The sequence below is a fragment of the Flavobacterium jumunjinense genome, from assembly GCF_021650975.2.
Lineage (GTDB): Bacteria > Bacteroidota > Bacteroidia > Flavobacteriales > Flavobacteriaceae > Flavobacterium > Flavobacterium jumunjinense.
Genome location: NZ_CP091285.1, coordinates 4,127,819 through 4,145,488, shown reverse-complemented (window position 1 = coordinate 4,145,488; position 17,670 = coordinate 4,127,819). Strand labels below are relative to the sequence as shown.

General features: G+C 30.6%; 16 protein-coding genes. 8 read left to right on the top strand and 8 right to left on the bottom strand.

Annotated features, from left to right (window positions below; translation table 11 throughout):
- The first annotated feature begins 2 nt into the window (after positions 1–2).
- The 8 genes from L2Z92_RS18800 to L2Z92_RS18765 all read left to right on the top strand — a co-directional run bounded on the left by L2Z92_RS18800 (position 3) and on the right by L2Z92_RS18765 (position 10,269).
- Entirely contained in the window at positions 3–743 is a 741-nt protein-coding gene (locus tag L2Z92_RS18800; RefSeq protein ID WP_236456238.1) for a 4'-phosphopantetheinyl transferase family protein, read from the top strand.
- Between the two features lie 334 nt (positions 744–1,077).
- Positions 1,078–1,734 (top strand): hypothetical protein, encoded by a 657-nt coding sequence (locus L2Z92_RS18795; RefSeq protein WP_236456236.1) that lies wholly within the window; start codon positions 1,078–1,080, stop codon positions 1,732–1,734.
- A 50-nt stretch (positions 1,735–1,784) separates the two neighbouring features.
- Positions 1,785–2,402: a hypothetical protein gene (locus L2Z92_RS18790; RefSeq protein ID WP_236456235.1), complete on the top strand. Its 618-nt coding sequence runs from the start codon at positions 1,785–1,787 to the stop codon at positions 2,400–2,402.
- Between the two features lie 123 nt (positions 2,403–2,525).
- Positions 2,526–3,692, top strand: coding sequence for a hypothetical protein (locus L2Z92_RS18785; protein WP_236456234.1), 1,167 nt, complete (start codon positions 2,526–2,528; stop codon positions 3,690–3,692).
- Positions 3,693–3,884: 192 nt separating this feature from the next.
- A complete protein-coding gene (locus tag L2Z92_RS18780) occupies positions 3,885–6,032 on the top strand; it encodes a S46 family peptidase (RefSeq protein ID WP_236456233.1) in 2,148 nt (715 codons plus the stop codon).
- A 425-nt stretch (positions 6,033–6,457) separates the two neighbouring features.
- Positions 6,458–7,672: a sensor histidine kinase gene (locus L2Z92_RS18775; protein WP_236456232.1), complete on the top strand. Its 1,215-nt coding sequence runs from the start codon at positions 6,458–6,460 to the stop codon at positions 7,670–7,672.
- A 47-nt stretch (positions 7,673–7,719) separates the two neighbouring features.
- Entirely contained in the window at positions 7,720–8,340 is a 621-nt protein-coding gene (locus L2Z92_RS18770; RefSeq protein WP_236456231.1) for a matrixin family metalloprotease, read from the top strand.
- 321 nt (positions 8,341–8,661) lie between these two features.
- Complete coding sequence (locus L2Z92_RS18765) at positions 8,662–10,269, top strand: T9SS type A sorting domain-containing protein (RefSeq protein WP_236456230.1); 1,608 nt, start codon at positions 8,662–8,664, stop codon at positions 10,267–10,269.
- Positions 10,270–10,355: 86 nt separating this feature from the next.
- Here the strand turns inward: L2Z92_RS18765 and L2Z92_RS18760 are convergent, their stop codons facing one another.
- The 8 genes from L2Z92_RS18760 to L2Z92_RS18725 form a co-directional block, all read right to left on the bottom strand.
- Positions 10,356–11,105, bottom strand: a complete 750-nt coding sequence (locus L2Z92_RS18760) for a maleate cis-trans isomerase family protein (RefSeq protein ID WP_319800384.1) — start codon at positions 11,103–11,105, stop codon at positions 10,356–10,358.
- Positions 11,106–11,107: 2 nt separating this feature from the next.
- Positions 11,108–11,743 (bottom strand): class I SAM-dependent methyltransferase, encoded by a 636-nt coding sequence (locus tag L2Z92_RS18755; protein ID WP_236456229.1) that lies wholly within the window; start codon positions 11,741–11,743, stop codon positions 11,108–11,110.
- 9 nt (positions 11,744–11,752) lie between these two features.
- On the bottom strand, positions 11,753–12,661 hold the full coding sequence (locus tag L2Z92_RS18750; protein ID WP_236456227.1) for a fumarylacetoacetate hydrolase family protein: 909 nt from the start codon (positions 12,659–12,661) through the stop codon (positions 11,753–11,755).
- 97 nt (positions 12,662–12,758) lie between these two features.
- On the bottom strand, positions 12,759–13,871 hold the full coding sequence (locus L2Z92_RS18745; protein WP_236456225.1) for a cupin domain-containing protein: 1,113 nt from the start codon (positions 13,869–13,871) through the stop codon (positions 12,759–12,761).
- 10 nt (positions 13,872–13,881) lie between these two features.
- Complete coding sequence (locus tag L2Z92_RS18740) at positions 13,882–14,499, bottom strand: hypothetical protein (RefSeq protein ID WP_236456224.1); 618 nt, start codon at positions 14,497–14,499, stop codon at positions 13,882–13,884.
- A gap of 60 nt (positions 14,500–14,559) precedes the next feature.
- A complete protein-coding gene (locus L2Z92_RS18735; RefSeq protein WP_236456222.1) occupies positions 14,560–15,540 on the bottom strand; it encodes a carbon-nitrogen hydrolase family protein in 981 nt (326 codons plus the stop codon).
- Positions 15,541–15,595: 55 nt separating this feature from the next.
- Positions 15,596–16,030: an acyl-CoA thioesterase gene (locus L2Z92_RS18730; RefSeq protein WP_236456220.1), complete on the bottom strand. Its 435-nt coding sequence runs from the start codon at positions 16,028–16,030 to the stop codon at positions 15,596–15,598.
- A gap of 9 nt (positions 16,031–16,039) precedes the next feature.
- The gene (locus L2Z92_RS18725; RefSeq protein ID WP_236456219.1) at positions 16,040–17,620 is read right to left on the bottom strand and encodes an FMN-binding glutamate synthase family protein; all 1,581 of its coding nucleotides are present in this window, start codon (positions 17,618–17,620) and stop codon (positions 16,040–16,042) included.
- Positions 17,621–17,670 lie beyond the last annotated feature (50 nt).

The following is a 17,670-nucleotide window of genomic DNA, read 5'->3' as shown; positions in this document are numbered from 1 at the left end:
AAATGTTATCAATCCAGAAAGGAACTCTAAATTTATTCAGGGAAGACGAAACTATTTCCTATGAAGTAGGTTATTGTTTTATTGGAGGTGATATTTTAGAATTATTGGAGTTAACCTATCTATTAAGTGAAGACGAAAGAAACAGGTATATTGGTTTTAAATATCCTTTAAGACGGCTAAGTTACTTGTTAGGTAGGTTAAGTTCTAAAATTGCTATTGAACAGTTGGATAATGATATTAATCCGCAAAATATATCAATTGTAAATGGAGTTTTTGGATTTCCAGTAGTAAAAGGAAATTCAAAAAACATTCAGGTTAATTACAGTCACTCAGATAACATTGGAGTTTCTTTAGCATATTATGAAGAATATCCTATTGGTATAGATATTGAAAAAATTGATTTTGATAAGATATCTATAATAAAATCGTATATGACAGAAAGAGAAATTCAGATGGTTAAAGATATAGACTTGGAAAAGGAAGGGGCATTTTTTCTTTGGACTATGAAAGAATCTCTATCTAAAATAATTAAAACAGGATTAACTTTAAGGTTAGATGTTTTGGAAATACAATCTATAAAAAAACTACAAGATAACATCTGGGAAAGCAGTTTTGTAAATTTTACTCAATATAAGATTATTTCTGGTTTTTTTAATGATCATATATGTTCAATAACAATACCTAGGAAGACTAATTTTAGTTATGATGAATTCACAAGTTTTTTTCTTAGTTATCATAGTTAATCCAACTCGAGAATTTTGATAAAAATTACTAAGGCATAATTCCTATTTGTGTTGTTCCAATTAGGAATTATATTGATTTATGCTGATTGGTTTGAATAAATTAAAGCCTTATAAAAGCATAATACTTTGTGCAATAAAAATCTACTTGTCCAAAATAATGCTTAAAGTTAGGACTTGAATATTAAAAACGAATATGAAGTATTCTGAAAACCCTAAAACTGGATGAGATCGGATATGTAATATCTATTTTTAGCTTCAACCACCATATTGTCATGCTGTAAACATCACATTAGTAAATCACAAAAGCTTTTTAATGATGTAAAATAAATTGTTAATGGACTATTTAAAAAACATAGAAATAGATTTGCTTTTTAGAATTGATTTTTTAGAGCTAATGAATGCTGAACAAATTGATAGTAATCATTCCAAATTTGAAGTTCAAAAGAAACTAATTAAAGACAAATACGATTTTAAAAATTATTTTAATAGAAGTGGCTATGATTATGTTAGGCTCTCAGAAATTAAAGATGATTTATTAGCTTATAAAAAATACCTATCAGATTTGATTGCAATAGATAGCTTTAATTGTTGTCAGCTAGAGCAAGCAATAGGATTGTTTCATAATAGTGAATTAAAAGCATTTTTATCAACTGATGTTGGACTATGTTATGATTCATTAGCTCATTTTAATGCTGTTGAAGCCATAATCACAAAAGGAGAATCTAATTTAGAGGAGATTAATACATTTTATGGTAAATTGATAAATGATAATACAATCAAGTTATATTATTCTTTAAAAAAGAGTAATATAGATATTTCAAATAAAGAGGAATTGGCTTGTTTCCATGTTAATAAGGATGAATTTGAAATGCAACTGAATCTACTTAAAAGTGAAGTAGCTTTATTTTTTTCAGTTTTGGCGAAAGATTTAAAGAAAGATAATAATGCAATAGAAATGCAAGATTTTATTGATGAAGTGTTTTTGAAATAAAAATTAAGTAATTCTATTATTAGAATTAGGTACAGCTTTAATTTACTACTATGGATATAGATAATAAAAACACTTTAGAAAACTTATGTGAAAAACACTCCATTTGGATTATTAAATATATTTCTAAAACATATATTTGTCCATTGTTTTTAATATGGTATAGAGATAATGAAGGAACAGAGCGATTATTATCCTATAAAAATGAAAAAACTTTCACAACAAACTCATTAAAAAACCTCAAAGAAAAGATACAATCATTACATAGTGAATTAGTTTTATTTGAAGGTTTAGATGTGTGGTTAGAAGAAGCTAATGATTTTACAATTGTAGCTACAAATAATTACAATGTAAAAAAGACCATAAAGTGTATTCGTAAGGATAATTTTGGAATTGAAGTGATTGAAGAAATTATTAATTTCATTAGTCTGTTTGATAATTTTGTCTATCAAGATCAAGATAACAATTTTCTACAAATTCATCTTGAAAATAATACCCTTGAAGAAATTGTAGATTATTATTATTACAATTGTATCTTTTGGCCTAGGTTTTATGAAAAAGATAAATTTGAAGCATCAACTAGACCGTCTTTAGAAATAAACAAAAAAGAATTGGTAAATCAATTTAATGAAATAGTTGAAATATTCGAAACCTCTTTTAAACAAATCTAGTTTATGGAATAGTAAGTGAATTATTAAACCAAACAATAACAAGTGCTTAACAAGATTTAAAAGTCATTAACTTTTTTAGTATAGCTATTCATATAGATTTGTAAATAACTAAAAAACAACAAAATGAATTTAAAATCGATATTAACTTTAGCAATTGCTATTGCTTCTTTTTCAGCTTTAGCACAAACTCACAACATAAAAATCAATGGCAACATCCGAATGCCAAAAGACACCCTGGTAGTTACACAATTGGTTGCCTCATTAAATCAGTTTTTAATAGTAAAAGAACAACCCAATGATCAAAATAAATTAATTCTCCATTCTGAAAATGTCGTTACTTATCTTCTATTAGATGAAATGAAAGGAATAGAAAAGAGTAAGGAGTTAAAAGATGATTTTTTTTATAAACCCTATTTAACAAATTGTGTAATACTGAACGATGACGAATATTACCTACAAATATCCTATATCGGTATAAATAATGAAATACCTATTCTTAGAGCAAGTTTTGAAATAATTGCTCATAAAAGAGACGATACTTTTCTGTTTTCTTCACCGTTCTTAAAAAACACTAAAGATTGGAAAGTCGAAACAATACAAAATACTACATTTCATTATCAAACCACTATAAATAAGAGTAAAATAAAGGAGTATATCAAATTGACTTCTTTTTTTGATAAGAAATTGAGAATAGAAAATAAGACCACATCATTTTATTGTTGTGAAAATATAATTGCACTTCAAAAGTTAATAGGTGTACAGTATAAATTAGATTACAACGGAAGAGCAGAAAGTATTTGGAGTGCTACTGATAAAGATAATAAAATTATTGTTTTAGGTAATGATAATGCTATTTTTAGCCATTTTGACCCACATGATCTATGGCACGATAGATTGAGTTTAGTTGTTTCAAGAAACGAAGTAAACAAACCTGTTGATGAAGGTTGTGCCTATATTTATGGAGGAAGTTGGGGCTTGTCTTGGCAAGAAATTTTTAAAGCATTTAAAGAACAAGTAGCTAATAATAGAAAAACCAATTGGAAAGCAGTAAAAGAAACCCGTTTGAATTTCAAAACCAACGGATTCAATAATAGTACCGATTATATAGTGAACGCTTTGTTGGTAAAGAAAATAGAAAAAGAAAAAGGATTTGAAGGGGTTTGGGAACTATTAAATGTTGGTCCTTTCGAAGCAGGAAATGAAAAATATTATGCAACTCTCGAAAGACTAACAGGAATTACGAAACAAAATTATAACGAAAAAATTTGGGAGTTAATAGATAATGAGTAAAATCGTTTAAGATTTCTTGATAAAAAAGAAAATGATATTTTTCATAGTAACGCAAAAGCTAGTTGCAACTATTTGTAAAAAGGAAGTATTATTTAAGTTAATATTATCTTAATATCTCATTTTTTATTTACGATGACCGTTCTAATCTTTTTTAAAAAAATTATCTTCGCACAACTAAAGAAATATTTTAATATGAAAAAAATTTTATTATCACTTATTACAATTTGCATGCTTGTACCTTCTTCGGTAAAAGCAGATGAAGGCATGTGGTTTTTAATGTTCTTAGAACGTTTAAATCACCGCGACATGCAAAAAATGGGTTTACAATTAACTGCAGAAGAAATCTACAGTATTAATAATCACAGTTTAAAAGATGCAATCATACAATTTAATGGTGGATGTACTGCAGAAATGATCTCAAAAGATGGATTAGTTTTAACAAACCATCACTGTGGATATGATGCAATTGCAGAATTATCATCAGCAGAAAAAAACTATCTAAAAGATGGTTATTGGGCAAAAAGTAGAGCAGAAGAGTTAAAACCTTCTAGCTTATATGTACGTTTCTTTGTTCGTATGGACGATTGTTCAAAAAGAATCTTGTCGGTTGTAAATCCAAAGATGAGTGAAGCAGAAAGAGAAAAAGCAATTAACCAAGAAATTGCAAAAATTGAAAAAGAGAACAATGAAGGCGGAAAATATACCGTTTCTGTTCGTCCTTTTTTCCAAGGAAATGAATATTACTATTTTGTGTACCAAGACTATAAAGACGTTCGTTTAGTTGGAACTCCTCCTGAAAGCTTAGGTAAATTTGGTGGTGATACTGACAACTGGGAATGGCCACGTCATACTGCCGATTTCTCAATGTTTAGAGTATATGCAGATGCAAACGGTAATCCAGCTGACTATGCAGCAAGTAATGTTCCTTTGCAACCAAAACATCATTTACCAGTAAATATTGGTGGGGTTACAGAAAATGACTTTGCCATGATTTTAGGATATCCAGGAAGAACAAACCGTTGGATGCCAGCTGGCGGAATTGAGCAAAATGTAAAATTTGCTTATCCAGCTTGGGTTGAAGGTTCTAAAACAGGAATGGACAACATGAAAAAATACATGGTAAAAAGTGATGCGTTAAACCTTATTTATGCGTCTAAATTTGCGGGTGTTGCCAATTACTGGAAAAACCGTCAAGGAATGATTGATGCCTTATCTAAATTTGGTGTTGCTAAAACAAAAGCAGAACAAGAAGCTAAATTTAACAAATGGGCAAACAAATCTGCAAACAAAGCAAAATACGGAAATGTAGTAGCTACAATTAATGCGTATTATGCAATGACGAATGAGAAAGCACAACATGATAATTATTTAGTGCAATTGTTCAGAACCTCTGCTTTTGGAACTGTAGGCAGAAGTTTAGGAAGACAATTAGATATCTACGTAAAATCAGATGCTTCAAAGAGAGCACAAATGGCTCCAGCTATTTTAGAAATGGCAACTGCTATGCATAAAGAGTTACATATTCCTGCTGAAAAAGATATTTTAGCGGCTCAATTAAACTTATATAATAAAAAAGCAGGTTATGTTTTAGCACCTATAGTTGAAAAATTAGCAAAAGAAAACAATGGCGATTTTACTAACTATGTAAATGCAACTTTTGATTCAAGTATTTTTACATCTATTGATAGGGTAAAAGCATTTTTAGATGCACCAACAGAAGAGTTACTTATGAATGATCCATTGTATGTATTAAGCAATGAGTTAGTGAATCATTATTTGGTAAAAAGCGATGAATTATTAAAAGCACAAAACGATTTTGAAGCTTCTTTCCGTTTATTAGTAGAAGGTTTAAGAGAGTCTAAAATTGGAGAGATTAAATATCCAGATGCAAATTCAACATTACGTTTAACCTATGGAAAAGTTCGTGCTTTACCAGAAGACAAACGTAATGATGCAGCAATTAATAACTACACAACCTTAGATGGTCAAGTTAAAAAATACAAAAAAGGAGATTTAGAATTTGATTTACCTACAAGAGTATTAGAAATGAATGCTAAGAAAGAGTTTGGTCGTTTTGCAGACAAAGACGGTTCTTTACACGTAAATTTCTTAACTGATAATGATATTACAGGAGGAAACTCTGGTTCTCCAGTACTAAATGGTAAAGGAGAATTAATCGGTTTAGCATTTGATGGTAACATTGAAGCTATGGCTGGTGATGTTATTTTTGATAAAAATTTACAAAGAACAATCAATGTAGATATCCGTTATGTGTTATGGGTAATTGAGAACTTCTCAGGAGCGAAAAACATTGTTGATGAAATGACAATTGTGAAGTAATTCTAAACAAAATAAAATGAAAGCGACTTGAATGGAATATTCAGGTCGTTTTTTTTTGATATAAGATCTTGAAATATTGAAAACGTAAATTATACCATTTGTAACAGTAAACTCAAATTACAAGGGTATACTATATATTTTTAAATGGAATTGATACAAGCTCTCAATTTCAAATTGAAAAGCAAAAAATAGAATAAAAAATAATTCTGTTAGCAAAAAACTTTAAAAAATATAATGAATTGGGAAAAAGCATAGTATGACTTAATTTTTGCGAATTTTTATAAAATATTAAGAAAATTTAGTTAACTTTAGTGGTGACAGAAATCTTCCTTTTCAGTAATATAAAAAGAATTGAAGGCCAAAACTAAAATATGACTAAGTTAAAGTTATGTCTACTGTCGTAAAGAAGAAATAAAGAAAGCGATATGCAAAAACCCCAAATTCCTAATAATGAAAGTCTTCGTTCTGAAGCCTTAAACGGTTATAAAATACTCGATACTTTACCTGAAGAAGAATATGATGCTTTAACAAGAATAGCTGCAGAAATTTGTGGAACTCCAATGGCTTTGGTGAGTTTAATAGATCCAAATCGACAATGGTTCAAATCGCATCACGGTTTAGATGCAAGCGAAACACCTAGAGATTTAGCCTTTTGTGCACATGCTATAAATACTCCAAATGAACTATTCATTATTCCCGACGCTAGTAAAGACGAACGCTTTCGCGATAATCCATTGTCTGTAGGTAGTCCGAATGTAATGTTCTATGCAGGAGCACCTTTAAATACAAAAGAAGGTTATTCACTAGGTACACTTTGTGTAATCGACACAAAACCAAGAGAAGATTTGACAATAGGACAAAAAGAAACTTTGCAAGCCTTAGCGAAACAAGTAATGTCGCAATTGGAACTTCGAAAAAAGAATAGGGATTTAGAAGAACTGAACAGCGAAGTTACACGAATGAACTGTCAGTTAAATCATTTTGCACATCGGCTTACTCACGATTTAAAAACCCCCATTCGAGGAGTCAGTTCTTTAATAGGTTTTATAAAAGAAGACTACAAAGACCTAATTAAAGATACAGATGTAGAGAAATGGCTAGAACTTATTCATTCTCGAATTGAGTATATGGATTTTCTTATCAATGGAATTTTAGAATATACTAAAGTAAACAATAATCAAATAGATTTTGAAGATTTTAATATTGAAGAAACAATTCAATATGTTTTAAATAATGGAAACTTAGACATTCCTATTCATTTAGAACTTAATAATTGTAATAAAACCATTCATCATTCAAAAATAGGATTTATACAAATTATTCAAAATCTTTTATCTAATTCTGTTAAGCATACCGATAAAACAGAATGCAAAATTTCAGTTTCATTAGAAGAAAATGCTGAAAGTTTTTCTTTTAATTATGAAGATAATGGACCTGGAATTCCTGAAAAATATTGGGAAAAAGTGTTTGAACTTTTTGAAACATTAAATCAAAATAAAACGAATAATGCTGGAATTGGCTTAGCAACGATTAAATCTATTGTCGATAAAATGGGAGGAGTAATATATCTCAAAGAAAGGGAAAATAAAGAAAGTGGTGTTTGTTTTCATTTTGTACTACCCAAGAAAGAAAAACTATAAAAAGTTTTTTTAATGTTGTTTGCCTATATTTATCTTTTAAATATAGTATGAAAAAAATAGTTGTTTTAGCATTTATCCTTTTATTAGGATGTCAGAAAAAAAGAATAACCAACGATACAATAGTTGGAATACAAGCCTATAAAGGTTTTCCAAAAGCTAAAACCGATAGTTTAGCCAAAACCATTGCTTCTTTCTATACTATTAAAACAATTATTTTACCAGAAATAGACCTACCTAAATCCGCCTTTATACAAGTGAAATCTGCCCGATATAGAGCTGATAGTATTATAAATATTCAGAAAAAACAAAAAAAGGATACGATAGATTATATTTTAGGACTCACCCATAAAGATATTTCTACCACAAAGAAAGACAAATCAGGAAAAACGAAAGAACCAAGCTATAAATATGAAGATTGGGGAATTATGGGCTTAGCATATTGTCCTGGAAATAGCTGTATTATTTCTTCTTTTCGATTGCAACATAAAGACGAAGACCTATATTTTTTAAGAATAAAAAAAGTTACAATTCATGAGTTAGGTCATAATTTAGGATTACCACATTGTCCAAATAAAAAATGTGTTATGACCGATGCGGTGGAAAGTATTGCAACTATCGATAATGCTTCATTAGCACTTTGCAGTTTATGCAAACAAAAAATCCAATAGAAAACTCTTTCAATTAACAAATAGAATGCAAATTGGTTTATAAATTTGATATTTATACCAGTTATGATTTGAATTTACTGTAAAAGAAAATAATGATTTTTTTCTTGATATAAAATAGAAAATCAAAGCATAGCATCGTTACGTTTTTATTTTTATTTTGAAATAGCGAGGAAAAAAAGGCGTTTTATTCCAGTAAATTCAAGTGATAAATGGTATTAATGTAAACTTTCAGCAAAAAAGCATTTACTTTCAGCAAAAAACAATCCTAGAGTTCTCGCATTTTAGACAATTTTGTAATATAAATAAATAAAACATATTACAATGAAAAAATTAGTCATTACAAGTTTACTTTTTGTAGGTTTATTTTCAAATGCGCAATCTTATCAATTAATTAATGGAGGATTTGAAGATATTTATGGTACACAAACAACTACAGTACCTAATTATGAAGGATTTAAACAAAATAATTTAGGACCAAGTTGGTACACTATAACGGGTTCACCAAGATCAGAACCTAGTGGTTTTTCACAAGTTAATGCACCAACTGGAAACCGATTTGCACATGCATACCACAAAATAACTCATACGGGTAAATGGAATAGAGAAGGACAAACTTTTTTTATGTATTATCCAATGAAACAAGGGGCAACTTACACTGTTAGTTTTAAGATGCGAACAAAAGGTGCATTTGATCATTTGTACATTATGGCAACTAATGATGCGCAACCTAATCATAATATTTCGTTAAGTTCCTCACAAAAAATGGATCAAAACCTTAATAATTCTGTAAATACAATTTTCCCATATACAGATATACAAGTGGTAAAGAACATAACATCACCTTCTACTAACACTTGGTCTACTGTAACATTTACATTTGTTCCAACGAAAAATTATACGCAATTGGTTTTTGCTCCCTATATCGATATTCCAACGAGTAATTTGACAATGCGAAATATGGATTTGTTTTTAGACGATGTAACTATAGAAAGTAATGGTAATCCAAGTCTAGTAGGGCCGAGTAATGTAGGTATGGCATTGAATGGGTTAAGTGCAGATACTAATATTGGTATTTTTACTTGTAGTGGAGAGCCAGTAATTTTAGATGCTACAGGTACAGTAGATACTTATTTACCTTTTAATTACTTTATCGAAATACACAAAAGAGATGCCAATGGAAATACTTCACAATGGGTAAATAATTGGTTTTCTGGATTACCATCTGATGCACCAATTAATTTATCTCAAGTATATAATACCCTTGGAGGACATAATTTTACCGCTCCAGAAGGTACTACAGTAGAATATAGAGTAAAACTAGCTATTAACTCAGGTGTTTCCAATGGTTGGCTTGAGAAAACGATGAGAATTATTGTGAAAGGTGGTCCAAGTTTTAATTTTGGTGTAAATATGATTAACCAATTAGGGCAAACTACAACAAGAAAAGTAAAAGGATTACCAGCAGGAAGTTATACTTACAAATGGTATGAAGGTACAACTACAACTGGTACAGTAATTAGTACAGCCAATCAAATTGGAATTGTTAAAAGTCAAAACGGTGTTTATCCTTATACTGTTGTAGTTACAGATATAAATACAGGATGTTCAACTACTAAAACAACAAATGTAATTTATCAAAACACAGTTATTTTAGATCCTAAAGATGATTTAGGCTTTGGAAAAACGGAAGCGAATAATTTAGAGGGTAAAGATTCGTTTGTAATTTATCCAAATCCAGCGTCTTCAGTTTTAAATATTCAATCTAAAAACAATTTCGATACTGTAGTAATATATAATTTACAAGGAAAAAAAGTAATTACATCTAAAGACAGAAGCATTACTATTTCAGCTTTGAATGATGGTGTCTACTTTATTAAAATTTATAAAGACGGAGAAATGATCTCTAGTAATAAGTTTGTTAAACAATAATAAACCTTATTATAAAATTAGAAATGCTGCCTAAAAAGAAGGATTATATCTTCTATTTAGGCAGCATTTTTTATAAGAAGAATTGTTTAATATTTTCCATTCAGCAATTCACCACCAATAGCAGATTTAGCTTCAATTCCTAGTTTTTTCATCATTTCGTATGTTGTACAAACTGCGGCAGAAGTAACTGGAATTCCAATTTCTTTCTGAATTTGATCGATTGCTTCCAATGATGGCATTTGTACACAAGCAGAAACCACTAAAACATCAACTCCAGTTAAATCTAATTGTTTGTATATTTCCAATAAATTTAAAGGATTCTGTGCTGCTACTTCCAAATTATCTGGAATTTCAAGTGCAATACTTTCTTTCACTTCAATTCCTTGGTGTTCAATATAATCTACAACCATGTCGGTTAAAGGACGCATATAGGGTGTAATAATTGATATTTTCTTAGCCCCTAATACTTTTAAACCATTAATTAATGCTCCAGCAGAAGTTACAATAGGAGTAGGGAAGTCATTTGCAACCGTTTCTTGATGTAAATTTACTTCAGAAACACAATGATAACCACGACCCATACTCATAATCGCTACCAAACAAGCATAACCCATTACATCTACATGCGCATCAGATAATTCTTGTGCACATTTTAAACTCATGGCATCCATTGCTTCTAATTCTTCTTTGGTTACTTTTTTCATGCGCATTCTACTGCTATGAAATGTAAAACGCTCAGGTAAGATTGTTTCTCTTGAACGAAATATTGCTGGTATTTCAGTTTCCATTGTCACGTTAGATGATGGAACAATTTGGCCTATTCTGTATTTTTTCATATTTACTTTTTTCTCGCGATTATAATTAAATCGACTGTTTTTTCATTTGGTATTGTTTCGTATTCAATTCTATCTATGCTAATGATTTCAAAATTATTTATTTCTAAAGCATTCGTTAAATAACTTGCTTCATGATAATTCATAAACAATTCCTCTCCAGTACTTCCTTTTACATAGTTCGATTTTGAATTATAATCTTCCATAGTACTTATATAAAGCACTCCTTTTTCGTTTAATTGAGTAGCAGAGTCAAATATAAATTTAATAGCTTCTTCTTTTGACAAATAAGGTAAACAAAAACCAGAAATTATACCATCAAATTTTGCACCTAAACTACTGATAGTTCTACAATCTAATAATTGAAAGTTAGCTGTAGGATTATTAACTTTTGCTAATTCAATCATGTTTGGAGCTAAATCGGTTCCTAAAATCTTAAAATCGGGCTCATTTCGAATCAAATAGCTGGTAATATTTCCTGGTCCACAAGCTACCTCTAATAATTTAGCATTTTTATTATTTAGTGTATCACAAAATAAATCTAAAGACTTATGATACAGACTGATGTCCATATATTTTTCTTCATATAAATTTGCATTTTTATTAAAAAGAGAAACAGCTATTTTTGATCGATCTTCCAAAATTGAATATTAAATTTCCTTAACTGTGTTTACAATTGTTCCAATGTTTTGAACCGTACATTCAACCACATCACCATCTTTTAACCACTCTTGCGGATCTCTACCAGCTCCAACACCAGCTGGAGTTCCTGTTGCAATAATATCTCCAGCTTCTAAAGTAAAAACGGTACTTAAGTCTTCTACTAAATCATTAATATTGAATAGCATAAACTTTGTATTTGAGTTTTGTTTTTCAATACCATTTACTTTTAAAGATAAATTTAAGTCATGTGGATTTTCAATTTCATCTTTCGTAATGATAATTGGTCCCATTGGTGCAAAAGTATCTTGTCCTTTAGAAACAATCCATTGTCCAGAACGACGGCAATCTCTTGCAGAAACATCATTAATTACAGTATAGCCGAAAACATAGTCCATAGCTTCTGCTTTTGGTACATATTTACCTTTTTTACCCATTACAACAGCTAATTCTACTTCCCAATCTAATTGGTTGGTCAATTTTCTGTTTAATACAATCTCAGTGTTTGTAGCAGTAACTGCTGTAGGTGGTTTCGAGAAAATAACAGGTTGTTGTGGTAAACTATTAGCAGTATCTAAAGTTCTAGCACTTTCAGCAACATGTTCTGTATAATTTAATCCAATTCCGATAATGTTTTTCCTAGGATAAGGAATAGGTGCTAAGAGAGTGATGTCTTCCATTGCATAGCTAATTTGAGCCAATTGCTTATCTGTAGTATCTTCAATTAAATCATTTATTTCAGAAATAATATCAAAACCCATATCAATTAATTCTAACATATCATTGGGTAATGGAAAATTGGATACATCTCCAAAGTCTTCCATGTCAATAACTTGTTTGTTATGAATAAATCCTAAGCGAGGTTCTGAAGTTTCTGTTTTGTACGTAAGTAGTTTCATTTTTTTAAGTTTCAAAGTTGCTAAGTTAAAAAAGTAGCAAACTGTTTTTTAAAGTTAAGAGTTATAAATTATATTTTTTGAGTCTTTCCTCTTTCTTCTATTCTCTTTTTTCTTGATATCCATTATTTTCAATATAAGCTTGTTCTTGGTATAAACCTAATTTTTCCATTACAGGTAAATCATTAAATGAAAATAATACAGCATCTTCCGTATCAGATAGGTTCACGTGTTCGTGATTCATCCAAGATGGAACACAAAAAATATCTCTTTCTTTCCAATCAAAACGTTTTCCATCAATGATAGAGTATCCTTTTCCTTTCGCACATTGATACACAAATGAACCGGTGTGTTTGTGTGCTTTTGTATGTTCGCTAGGACGTAATAATTGAATGGAAGCACCCATAGTTTGCATTACATGTCCGCCAGAAAGTGGATTTGAGTATTGCATGATTATTCCATCATAAGGAGAACCTTCATTTACTTTTGCAGCTTCTAATAATGCTGGATAAACTTTAGACCACGAATATTTAAAAAGAGGCGAGTAGGGTTTGTCCCAAACCACATCTGCAGGAACTACACCAGCTCCACCGTAAGATAATGGCGAATAATTAATTGGTTTAACCAATGGTTGTGTGCCATCAAAAACAGCATAATCATTTGCTTCTAAAGCATTTATCAATGGAATATCTAAACCATCTTGCCAAATACATGTTTTTCCACTTTCTTCAACACCGTGTTCGTGCCAAGTAGAATTGGGTGTAATCACAAAATCATTCACTTCAAGCATTATTTTATTTCCGTCTACAACAGTATATCCACCAGAACCTTCCATAATGAAACGAAGGGCAGAAGCTTTGTGTCGGTGTGCCGAAGTAAATTCCCCTGGACGGGTCACTTGAATTCCGGTGTACAACCAACCAACAGCAGCAGAAACATCTTTTCGTTTATCGTTTACCAAATAAACCACACGTCTACCAGCTTGTTCTGGTGTAACTAATTCAGATGATTTTAAAACTAAAGATCGCAAATCGTCATATTTCCAAAGCATTGGAATAGAAGACGGTTTGGGTTCCCATGGTTCAATGTCGTTAGCTACAGTCCAAAGCGCACCAGCTCCTAATGACTCTAATTCTTTGTAATAAGCTTCCAGTTCGGGTGTGGTTTGAACTCTTGCTCTTCCGTATTGTTCGTCTGATTGGTTTTCGTTCATGTTGTTGTATTTATTCAATAATAAAGGTATTGATTTCTTGTAAGTTTTGTTCTGAATTATGATATTCTATAAAATTTTCTTTATTCTGATAAAACTGTATCACGTCTTCTCTTTTTAATTTAGTTGGTTTGTCAGAAATTATTGTTTGATAAGAAGACCAAGGATATAGATTTATGTTTTTTGTAAACCCATGATGAACAGGATTATTATGTATGTAATAAATTAAATTTTGTAAATATTTATCGGAAGTTACTAATTTACGTTCAAATGGTCTTTCAAATAATGAACCTGTCCGATTAAATTTTTTATTAATTGCTTGTGTGTAAGCGTTGAAAAAGTGTCCAAATTGTTTAGATGGATCTAAAATTTTAGGGTATTCAACAGTTGAATATTCTAGCTTTGAATATTCAATCTCGTTATCCAATTTTGTGTAAACCAAAAAATGGAAATGATTTTTCAACAAACACCAAGCATAAGTATCAGCAATAGGTGAAATATATTTGTCATATAATCGTAAAAAATGAAGATAACTTTCTTTATCGTAAAAAACATCAATACTATTATTACCACGATTATATATGTGATAATAATTTCCTTTTTCAAGAGGTATTGGTTTGTGATTTTTCATTTGTTTTTTATTGTGTTATCTCCAACAGAGTTCTAAACTCTGTTGGAGATAAAGTAAGATTCACCTTTTATTAAATTCTTCATGATTATTTATAAAGGTAATATTTTTTGTAGGAGCAATATTCACTCGTAAATCGAAAATATCAAAACGATTGTAATGTCCTAAAATATCATGCATTTGTTTCGGTTGAATACATTTTGCTAAATCAATATCTGCATAAATCATTCCTTCATCATCAATTAAAGGTTCGCCAATAACAGCCCCATTTGGACCAATAAACCCAGAAAAAGCCGAGTTTTTACGTGTTAGTAATTCCTCCACATTGGGAACATCGGGTTTCAATGCATCCATAATTTCTTGAGAAATAGTAGAACAAGAAACTATCGTAAATAATTTGCCTTCAAAAGAATGTGCAGCAGCACGAATTTTAATAGCTTCCGCCATATTATAATCCGCTGGAGCAACAGGAAGCGAAATATAATTAGCAATATGAATCAACTCACCTTGCGTTAGTAACGTATAGCGTGCCAAAGTATTTGTGTTTTCGCCACAAGCTAAAGTACCAATTGGTCCCACTTCTGTGTCGTATACTTTTAAAGACGAACCGTCTCCAGAAGACCACGTTAACTTTTCAGCCCAAGTGGGCACCAATTTTCTGTGTTTTCCAATGATAACTCCTTTATTATCAATAATTAAATTGGTATTGTAAATTTCACCGTAGCTTTTACCACGTTCGTTAATACCAATTACAATTTGAATATCGTTGTCTTTTGCAGCTTGGCAAAGTCTTTTAATATCTGGACCAGCAACATCTACTGAAGCCTTGTATAATTCTTCATACCATTTACTACCTTGTACAGGTGTCATAATCCAGTTCCAATAGGGGTAGCCAGCTACAAAAACTTCTGGAAAAGCGATAAGCCTTGCTCCATTATTAGCGGCTTCTTTTACAAATGAAATAGCTTTGTCTATTGTTTTCTCAACGTTTAGAAAAACGGGCGACGTTTGTACGGTTGCTGCTTTAAATTTTTTAAATTCCATTATACTCAATTATGAATTAATAATTATGAATTATGATTTGAAAACGAAATTAGAATTAATCCGTAATTCGTAATTCGTAATTTTTTATTTTATTCTTCATTTCCTCATTAAAAGGTTCGGCTTTAATAGTGTTTCTATCTTCCGTAAAAGCGACGTTTACTAAAGTAACTTCACCTTCAAGGCATGTTTTTCCATTTTCATCTTCAAATAGAAATCCACAAAGTACAGAAGCACCTCCAAGGTTTTTAACCCAAAGTTTTTTAGTCAATATTTCTCCTAAACGTGCTGCTTTTTTAAATTGCACTTTTAAATCCACTGTTGGAATACCATTGGTTTCATGCATTTTAGAAAATGGTCGGTCTAAAGCCTCTTCAAACCAATCTTCTACCAAACAATTTAGCATTTCTAAAAATCTTGGATAGAATACAATACCAGCATAATCAACATGTTGGAAACGTATTTTTTCTTGTTTTATAAAGTAATTACTCATTTTTTGTATTTAAAATTTTGATGAAGTAGCCTTCTTCCAAAAATATAAAAACGCCTTTGGAACGGTAGCTTCATTTAATAAACTTCCGTTTTCTAATTCAGGGAAAGTTTGTGCAAATGTTTCTACATTATTTCGATCAGTTCTTGTTGTAACAGCATCTCTTGTTACATCATCTGGATGTGCTAAACCTGCAGAAGCCATTAAATCCATCGCACTTTTTACGGTTTCATGTTGAAAGCGTGCTACTCGAATGCTCTTATCTTCTGGAATTAAACCTTTCATTAAATTAGGGTTTTGTGTAGCAACACCAGTAGGGCAAGTGTTTGCGTGGCATTCTAATGCTTGAATGCAACCTAATGCGAACATCATTCCGCGTGCCGAATTACATAGGTCAGCTCCTAATGATAAACATCTAATAATATCAAAACCAGTAATAACTTTACCGCTTGCAATTATTTTTATTTGATCTTTAATTCCAAAACCTTTTAAACAATCGTGAACAAAAGCAATTGCATCACGCAAAGGCATTCCTACATGATCAGAATATTCTTGTGGAGCAGCACCAGTTCCACCTTCACCACCATCAACAGTAATAAAATCAAAGTAAGTCTTTGTTTCAATCATAGCTTTACATATAGAAATAAATTCAGATTTATTACCAATACAAATTTTCATTCCAATTGGTTTTCCTCCCGATTTCTCACGTAGTAGGCGCACAAAATCCATGAGCTCTAAAGGAGTAGTAAAAGCCGAATGTGTAGGAGGAGAGATAATATCATTTCCTTTATCAACTAATCGAATAGCAGCAATTTCATCGGTTACTTTTTCTTTAGGCAAAATTCCACCATGTCCTGGTTTTGCACCTTGCGAGAATTTAATCTCAATCATTTTTACATTGTCAAGAATAGCTCTTTTTTCAAATTGATCCACATTAAAAGTACCATCGTTATTTCGGCAACTAAAATAGCCAGTACCAATATTCCAAACTACATCACCCCCTTGTAAATGATAGGGAGAAAGTCCACCTTCACCTGTATTGTGAAAAAAGCCACCTTGTTTTGCACCATTATTTAGTGCTAAAATGGCATTTTTACTCAATGAACCGAAACTCATTGCACTAATGTTAAACAAGCTGGCTCCGTATGGTTTTTTACATTGAGAAGACCCAATTTGAACTTTTGGATTTTTTTCAATATCAGAAAAAGAAATGGAACGAATACTATGATTAATCCATTCATAACCATCTTTATAAACGTCAAGTTGAGTCCCAAAAGGCATTGTGTCATTCTCTTTTTTACTTCGATGATATACAATATTTCGTTGTAAACGATTAAAAGGTTTACCTTCTGTATCAGTTTCAATAAAATACTGACGCATTTCTGGACCAATAGCAGTAAGTAGATATCGCATTCTTCCTAATAATGGGAAATTTCTTCTAATGGTTCTATCAGCAAAATACATATCATATAATCCCATTAATATTAATGGAATTAATATGAATAATAGGAAGCTAAATTTCCAATTTACATATGTTAATATACCTGTTAATGTGAGTAATGTAAAACTTATTACTAAAAATGTTTTTCTCATAGTTGTACTTTTAGATTCTAAAATAAATTTAGAATAATAAATTTATGTTG

Bases quoted from the DNA above. Each gene is read 5' to 3' on its own strand.
- L2Z92_RS18790 (WP_236456235.1), top strand. From the start codon at position 1,785: ATGGATATAGATAATAAAAACACTTTAGAAAACTTATGTGAAAAACAC.
- L2Z92_RS18770 (WP_236456231.1), top strand. From the start codon at position 7,720: ATGAAAAAAATAGTTGTTTTAGCATTTATCCTTTTATTAGGATGTCAG.
- L2Z92_RS18750 (WP_236456227.1), bottom strand. From the start codon at position 12,661: ATGAAACTACTTACGTACAAAACAGAAACTTCAGAACCTCGCTTAGGA.
- L2Z92_RS18760 (WP_319800384.1), bottom strand. From the start codon at position 11,105: ATGAAAAAATACAGAATAGGCCAAATTGTTCCATCATCTAACGTGACA.
- L2Z92_RS18795 (WP_236456236.1), top strand. From the start codon at position 1,078: ATGGACTATTTAAAAAACATAGAAATAGATTTGCTTTTTAGAATTGAT.
- L2Z92_RS18735 (WP_236456222.1), bottom strand. From the start codon at position 15,540: ATGGAATTTAAAAAATTTAAAGCAGCAACCGTACAAACGTCGCCCGTT.
- L2Z92_RS18800 (WP_236456238.1), top strand. From the start codon at position 3: ATGTTATCAATCCAGAAAGGAACTCTAAATTTATTCAGGGAAGACGAA.
- L2Z92_RS18745 (WP_236456225.1), bottom strand. From the start codon at position 13,871: ATGAACGAAAACCAATCAGACGAACAATACGGAAGAGCAAGAGTTCAA.
- L2Z92_RS18725 (WP_236456219.1), bottom strand. From the start codon at position 17,620: ATGAGAAAAACATTTTTAGTAATAAGTTTTACATTACTCACATTAACA.
- L2Z92_RS18775 (WP_236456232.1), top strand. From the start codon at position 6,458: ATGCAAAAACCCCAAATTCCTAATAATGAAAGTCTTCGTTCTGAAGCC.
- L2Z92_RS18785 (WP_236456234.1), top strand. From the start codon at position 2,526: ATGAATTTAAAATCGATATTAACTTTAGCAATTGCTATTGCTTCTTTT.
- L2Z92_RS18780 (WP_236456233.1), top strand. From the start codon at position 3,885: ATGAAAAAAATTTTATTATCACTTATTACAATTTGCATGCTTGTACCT.
- L2Z92_RS18730 (WP_236456220.1), bottom strand. From the start codon at position 16,030: ATGAGTAATTACTTTATAAAACAAGAAAAAATACGTTTCCAACATGTT.
- L2Z92_RS18740 (WP_236456224.1), bottom strand. From the start codon at position 14,499: ATGAAAAATCACAAACCAATACCTCTTGAAAAAGGAAATTATTATCAC.
- L2Z92_RS18765 (WP_236456230.1), top strand. From the start codon at position 8,662: ATGAAAAAATTAGTCATTACAAGTTTACTTTTTGTAGGTTTATTTTCA.